Origin of the sequence: Endozoicomonas sp. ONNA1 (assembly GCF_024606325.1) — a bacterium.
Lineage (GTDB): Bacteria > Pseudomonadota > Gammaproteobacteria > Pseudomonadales > Endozoicomonadaceae > Endozoicomonas_A.
Map to the genome: position 1 here is coordinate 1 of NZ_JAHHPN010000206.1, position 7,288 is coordinate 7,288.

The window sequence follows — 7,288 nt, forward strand, 5'->3', positions numbered from 1 at the left end:
CGGCTGGAAATCTTCAAGAAGGATTTAGGCACCTTCACCCGTTTCTACGAGTTTATGTCCCAGATTGTGGACTACGACGACAAGGATCTGGAAAAACTCAGCCTCTTCGCCCGCTATCTGCGCCCATTGCTCCGTGAAAAAATCATCGAGGAAGATGACATCGACCTGGATAACGTGGTGATGAGCCATTACCGGTTGTCCAGGATTCGACAGCAGGCCATTTCTTTAAAAGAGAGGGAACTGAAGGAAGACGCTGAGGGCTATAAACTGGAACCCTCCAGCGATGTTGGTTCAGCCAAACCCAAGAACAAGAAAGAAGAGTTCTTATCCCAGATTGTGGCACGGCTGAATGAGATGTTTATTACCGACAACCTCACCGATGCGGATCTGATCAGTTATGCCTTCACCGTTCGGGACAAACTGGCCGAAAACGAAACCGTGATGAAGCAGATTGAGAACAATACCGCTGAACAAGCACTGCTCGGTGACTTCCCACAAGCCATTGATGACGCTGTAATGGACAGCAACGAAGCCCAACAGGAAATGATGTTGCAGTATCTTTCCAACCCTGAATTGGCTCGGGGCTTTGCCAGGGTTGTGTTTGATATGTTGAAGGGGTGAGTGAGTGCCCTGCACTGGGCTTCATTGCTGAAGTGCAGGGTAAGATTTCCATATTTGTTCTGACTCAAAGGACTTCAGCACCAGGAATAAATCCACCAGCTAGCGCGATCTGTGTTTTGATAGATTCTTCTGGACTGTTAGCCGCGCCAACCCACTTTCTGATTTTCTCGATATCTGAAAATAAATCCTTCCAATGTATTTTTCGTATGATGATATCCCGTTCATCTGCCATCTGAGGAGAATCACTATATTGATAATCTCTGGCCAGCTTAATCCATAGGTGATATTCCATTGACTCATTCATAAATAACTTGAGATGGGTTATTGGCCAGTAGTCGGGTTTTGAATTGATTTTGGATTGTGGATCAATACTTACTTCCGGATGAACATATCTCCCAAGATAAGGCACATGACCCAACTTTTCGTATCTGCTGTATTGAGTGGATACCTCGCTGGCCTTGTGAAGATTGATATCTCGAACCTTTTCAGTCTGATGGGTGTCATCCATTATTACACGCCCAGTAAGAACAATCTGTTTCATCTGATGAGTTTTCACATCAAAAGGAAAACCAAACTTGAACTCAGGCATATGGTATTTTAATAGCCACAGCCAATAAAAGGTGTTCCGAAACTCTTCTTTATGAATATCCCTTCCTTTAGGAAAAGAAAATAATTTCCTCTCGCTATCAATAAAACCTTTCAGCAGATCATTTTCTAGCTCAGAAGAAAAATCTGGTAAAGGTTCAGGCGGATCATCATAGCTTTTATGAGAATTACAAGCGGGGTTTTCAACACCATAAATATACGAACTTACTTTCTTCCCCCACTCTACAAAGCGATCATCGTTTAAAATACCATTGATCATCTTAATTTTCAGATCGCGCTTTTCTGAAGCGCTTACATTATCAACCAAGCAATAGAATAAACCACAAGCAATTTCCTGATAGTCCGACCTACTGAACGTCTTAGCTAAGCGACTTAAGTGCCTATCCAAACTGGATTGCTCATAGTTGCATATGAACTCATCGAGACTGTCATAAACCTCACCTTTGACATAAACACCTTTTCCAGGTCTTGGCATACCAAAATGTTCAATAATCATTTGCTTAGCGGATGGGGTAATAGAGTATCTACCATTTTTTGCTTCGCTAAGCCGAGTCTCTTCAATCCCCAACAACTTAGCTAACTGTTTCTGGTTCCCACCTGAACTTTTTACAGATTCCAGTGCATGATGAATAAACAGTTTCGACTCATACCTCGATACTTCAGTCATAGCTCAATGCCTCATATATCCTAGGTTAAAGAGCATAGAACAGATAGGGTTATATGTAATTACAAAAAAAGTGTAATTTATCCGTAAAAATTACAATCAAAGCTTGGAACCATTAATTCCATTGGGATTAAGGCCGAATAAAAACGTAATAACTCGTTAGGCTCCTGTTCAGTAGTTCCAACTGTTCAGGTGAATTCGACCTTACTGGCTTTTTATTGGGAACTGGGGGAGGACATTGTTCGTCGACAGTCCAAAGCTAATTGGGGCGACGGCTTCCTGAAACAGCTCAGTAAGGATTTAATGGCGGAATTTCCTGAAATCAAAGGGTTTTCTCGTCGAAATCTTGAGTTGATCAGACAATGGTATACGTTCTGGTCTGAAGATAGGTCAATTGCGCAACAGCCTGTTGCACAATTAACCCAAATACCTTGGGGGCATAATCAACTGATTATTAATAAATGCCAAAGTAAGCAGGAAGCCCTGTATTACGTGCAGAACACTATCAAATACGGTTGGAGCCGGAGTGTTCTGACTCACCAGATAGAAAGTAGCCTCTGGCAGCGTGAGGGGCAGGCCGTCAGTAACTTTAGTACCACCCTGCCAGCCATACAATCTGATCTGGCACAAGAGACCCTGAAAGACCCCTATGTGTTTGATTTCCTGAGCTTGACCCAAAACTACAACGAGCGTGAGTTTGAGCAGGGTTTGACCGAGCATATCACCCAGTTTTTGCTGGAATTAGGGGCTGGCTTTTCTTATATGGGCAAGCAGTATCATATACAGGTAGGACAACGGGATTTTTATATCGACCTGCTGTTTTACCATGCCCAGCTGCATTGTTATGTGGTGATTGAGCTAAAGACGGTTGATTTTGAACCAGAACACGCAGGCAAACTGAACTTTTACATCAGGGCCGTGGACGAACAGCTGCGTAAAGAGGGCGATGCGCCCACCATTGGCATCCTGCTATGCAAGAACAAAGACAAGCTGGTAGCAGAGTATTCCCTCAGCGATATGCAAAAGCCCATTGGCGTCTCGGAATACCAGCTCACTCAGTCACTGCCGGAAAATCTGCAATCGCAGTTGCCCAGTGTGGAAGAGATTGAACAGGGATTGAGAGGTGGGAGATGAGTTACAAACAGGCCGACAACTGAACATTTCAATGTCGGCCTGAGCAGACCACTCCCTTTAATGAAAATACCAACACAGTTATAGTCGATGGTATTTTCCGGTCGGGCTCTTATTTTGAAGCTTCAGATTTAGTTCCGTCAGCATGCCATTCGTAGACGACAAAGCTGAAGTCTTTCAGGTCTCCCTTGCCATCGAAGGCCAGGTTACCTGTTGGCGTACTGAAGGTATTTGAACGCAAAACTTCGGCTACTTCGTCCGGGTCTTCACTCTTGGTCAGCTCCATGCCTTCAGCCATAACCTGAACGGCAGAATAGGAAGGGAATACGAAAGGACCGGATGAATCTTCACCTTTTGCTCTGAAAGCAGCTACCAGTGTGGCATTGGCAGGATCCTGATCAAAACTCTTCGGCAATGTCACCAGCAGACCTTCTGAAGCAGGACCGGCAATGGCTGAAATATCTTTGTTGCCAACACCTTCAGGCCCCATGAATTTAGCCTTCAGACCCTTTTGCGCACTCTGACGCAGAATCAGACCCAGCTCAGGATGGTAGCCACCGTAGTAAACAAAATCGACATCTTCTTTCTTCAACTTGGCAATCAGTGCCGAAAAGTCTTTGTCTCCTGATGTGACACCTTCAAAGACAGCTACATCAATACCGGCTTTTTCAACCGTGTTCTTAACGGCTGTTGCAATGCCCTCACCGTACTGCTGCTTGTCATGAATGACCGCCATGCGCTTGGGCTTGATGCTTTCTACGATGTAGTTACCTGCAGTAGGTCCTTGCAGACTGTCGAGTCCAATGGTGCGGAATATCAATTCATACCCACGACTGGTGATATCCGGGCTGGTGGAGGCGGGGGTGATCATCAGGATGCCTTCATCTTCATAGATGTCGGTAGTAGGCTGGGTGGAAGAAGAACACAGGTGCCCCACTACAAAGCGGATATCGTCATTAACGATCTTGTTGGCAACCGCTACAGCCTGTTTGGGATCACAGGCATCGTCATAGACCACCGCTTCCAGCTGCTTGCCATTGACGCCCCCCTGTTTATTGATCTGCTCGACAGCCATCTTTGCACCACTGAACTGCATATCACCATACTGGGCTACAGGACCTGTGACCGGGCCAGCCAAAGCGATTTTTATAGTGTCGGCGGCCTGAGCCAAGCCGGAAGCGCCTGCTACGGCGGCAGATACCGCCAGAGCGGCCAGAGTTTTGTTCATTTTTCTTATCATGCTGTTGTTCTCTTGGAAAGGACCTAATTCCATTTTCTGATTATTTAAATCCTTCTTTCTCTCGAAAAGTTATATTAAGGATTTTTTTCAGTCATAGCAGCTTTTTTTTCCAAACTTTTTTCTTCGACTTAAGTCTAAATATCTACCAACGTCGTAAGGCGGCAGAACTATTACAGACCTAGAGTGTAAATATCCAGCAAGGGAATGCTCATAACAAGATGTAGGGAGAAGCAGTATGGATACAAAACAACACAATACTCAGGATCATGAACTGAACACCGGCGAACTGATTATACTGTCACTTTCTTTGGGCAGCGTCCTGGCTTCACTTCACTTTTTTTTGAATTCCATTTTCTAACAGCTACGAGTCAAGAAAACATTATTTATCAGTGCCTGTGATGAATAACTTTTCATGCTGAGATGTCAGGAAAAATGGCCGGGTTTGCACCCGGCTCGCGTTACTCAGCGCTTGATGGTCTTAACCCCTTCAGCAGTACCCAGCAGTAGCACGTCAGCGGGTCTCGCCGCAAACAAACCGTTGGTCACGACTCCCACAATCTGGTTGATTTTTTCTTCCAGACCTATGGCGTCAGTAATCTTCAGATTCCATACATCCAGAATAATATTGCCGTTATCCGTCATAACCCCTTCCCGGTAAGCGGGGTCACCGCCCAGCTTAACCAACTCTCGGGCAACATGGCTGCGAGCCATAGGAATAACCTCAACAGGTAGCGGAAATTCGCCCAGCACGTCTACCAGCTTGCTCTCGTCTGCAATACAGATAAACTCTTTCGCCACTGCAGCCACAATTTTTTCCCTTGTCAGGGCCGCTCCTCCGCCTTTGATCAGATGCAGGTGATCACTGGACTCATCGGCCCCGTCAATATAAAAGCGCAGTTCACCGATACTGTTCAGGTCATAAACTGGAATGCCGTGCTGTTTCAAACGATCGGCAGAAGCCTCTGAACTGGCTACGCAACCATCAAAACTGTTTCGGTGCTCTGCCAGAGCATCAATAAAGAAATTGGCCGTGGACCCCGTGCCAATACCGATGATCATATCATCTTCCAGATGAGGGAGAATCCGCTGCAATGCAGCCTCGGCAGTCGCCTTCTTCAGCTCGTCCTGGGTCATGTCTCTACCTTGCGGTCATATACAATGAAGCGGGGATTATACCCCCAGAAATACGCCCCCGCTGAACTAAATACCTTAAATTCCGTATAACCTTTTATTATCTGAACACGATTAAAGATTGTTTCTTGCGTACATGGCTGTTTAGAATCAGTCCAACCAAGATAAGTTATTAAGAAAGTGAAGTCCCATGCCTCATCAGTACATAAGAATGATACTCGAAGCCAAAGTTTATGATGTGGCGATTGAGACTCCTGTTCATGAGGCTCCTTTTCTCAGCAAGCGTTTGAATAATCAGGTTTTTCTGAAGCGTGAAGACCTGCAACCCGTATTCTCATTTAAAATCCGGGGCGCTTACAACAAGATGGCCCAGTTAACCGCCGAGGAAAAAGCCCGCGGGGTGACCTGTGCTTCTGCCGGTAATCATGCCCAGGGCGTGGCTATGGCAGCCAAAACCATGGGTATCGAAGCCGTTATCGTGATGCCCGGCACTACTCCTGAAATAAAGTACAAAGCTTGCGAAGCCAGAGGAGCCAAGGTCATCCTTCATGGCGATACCTTTGATCAGGCACTGGCTTACTCCATGAAACTCGTTGAAGAGCGGGGCTATACCTTCATTCATCCTTATGATGACCCATACACGATTGCCGGTCAGGGCACGATCGGCATGGAGATTCTCCGTCAGCATTCTGGACAGCTCGATGCGGTTTTTGTCCCTGTCGGTGGAGGCGGTTTGGCAGCGGGTATAGCGACCTATATCAAATATCTGCGTCCCGATATCAAGGTCATCGGCGTTGAGTATGAAGAATCTGCCTGCCTGAAAGCAGCTCTGGAAGCTGATGAGCGGGTAACATTGCCTCATGTGGGGATTTTTGCCGACGGTATTGCCGTAGCACAGATCGGTGAAGAAACCTTCAAGCTCTGTCGGCAATACATTGATAAAGTGATCACGGTCAGCTCTGATGAAATCTGCGCATCCATCAAGGATATCTTTGATGATACCCGCTCGGTTTGTGAGCCTGCCGGTGCAGCTAGTGTGGCTGGCCTCAAAAAGTATGTCAGTGAGACAGGTGCCAGTCATCAAAAACTGATGGCTATAGCCAGTGGCGCCAATATAAATTTTGATCGTCTGCGCTATGTTTCTGAACGTGCAGAATTGGGTGAGAAGCGCGAAGCGATCATCGCTGTCACCATCCCTGAGCAACCAGGCAGCTTCAAACAGTTCTGTGAAACCCTCGGTAAAAGGAACATCACCGAATTCAACTACCGCTTCCATGATCCCAAAAATGCCCGAATCTTTGTAGGTGTCCAAGTTCATCCTGATCAGATGCCTATCGATAATCTGATCGATGAATTGAAAGAGAAAGGTTATCCGGTAGAGAACCTTAGTGAAAACGAGATGGCCAAGTTGCATATCCGCCATATGGTGGGCGGCCACAGTAAAGCAGTGAAGGATGAGGTGGTTTATTGTTTTGAATTTCCGGAACGTCCGGGAGCCCTGCTCAACTTCCTGGATAAACTGGGTGCCCGATGGAACATCAGTATGTTCCATTACCGAAACCATGGTGCTGCCTATGGCCGCGTCGCCGTAGGTCTGGAAGTACCAGAAACAGAGAGACAGCACATAGCCAAATTTCTGGCTGACTTAGAATACAACTATTGCGAGGAGACGAATAATAAGGCTTATCAGGCGTTTCTTGGATAATTACTCCATGATACCCGAAACCCCGGACTTCTTGTCTGGGGCTTACCTACTGCACAAACAAAGCATGAACAAACAAAAACCCCGGTCGATCACTCAACTGGGGTTCTGCTTTATTCAATGCCTGGCGATGACCCACTCTCACATGGGGAAGCCCCACACTACCATCGGTGGGGGCCGCCCAGGTATGTGC

General features: G+C 46.4%; 5 protein-coding genes and 1 pseudogene. 3 read left to right on the top strand and 3 right to left on the bottom strand.

Annotated features, from left to right (window positions below; genetic code table 11):
- A pseudogene (locus KDK19_RS04865) lies at window positions 1-621 on the top strand (type I restriction endonuclease subunit R); the annotation flags it as partial.
- Between the two features lie 64 nt (window positions 622-685).
- Here the strand turns inward: KDK19_RS04865 and KDK19_RS04870 are convergent.
- A complete protein-coding gene (locus KDK19_RS04870; protein WP_257255084.1) occupies window positions 686-1,894 on the bottom strand; it encodes a helix-turn-helix transcriptional regulator in 1,209 nt (402 codons plus the stop codon).
- 189 nt (window positions 1,895-2,083) lie between these two features.
- Between KDK19_RS04870 and KDK19_RS24300 the strand changes: the two genes are divergently transcribed.
- Window positions 2,084-3,025, top strand: coding sequence for a PDDEXK nuclease domain-containing protein (locus tag KDK19_RS24300; RefSeq protein ID WP_257291462.1), 942 nt, complete (start codon window positions 2,084-2,086; stop codon window positions 3,023-3,025).
- Window positions 3,026-3,134: 109 nt separating this feature from the next.
- On the opposite strand, the gene KDK19_RS04880 is transcribed toward KDK19_RS24300, so the two are convergent.
- A complete protein-coding gene (locus tag KDK19_RS04880) occupies window positions 3,135-4,250 on the bottom strand; it encodes a branched-chain amino acid ABC transporter substrate-binding protein (protein ID WP_257255082.1) in 1,116 nt (371 codons plus the stop codon).
- A gap of 474 nt (window positions 4,251-4,724) precedes the next feature.
- A complete protein-coding gene (rpiA, locus tag KDK19_RS04885; protein WP_257255080.1) occupies window positions 4,725-5,396 on the bottom strand; it encodes a ribose-5-phosphate isomerase RpiA in 672 nt (223 codons plus the stop codon).
- A gap of 187 nt (window positions 5,397-5,583) precedes the next feature.
- On the opposite strand from rpiA, the gene ilvA reads away from it, so the two are divergent.
- Window positions 5,584-7,098: a threonine ammonia-lyase, biosynthetic gene (gene ilvA / locus KDK19_RS04890; protein ID WP_257274498.1), complete on the top strand. Its 1,515-nt coding sequence runs from the start codon at window positions 5,584-5,586 to the stop codon at window positions 7,096-7,098.
- Window positions 7,099-7,288: the final 190 nt, after the last annotated feature.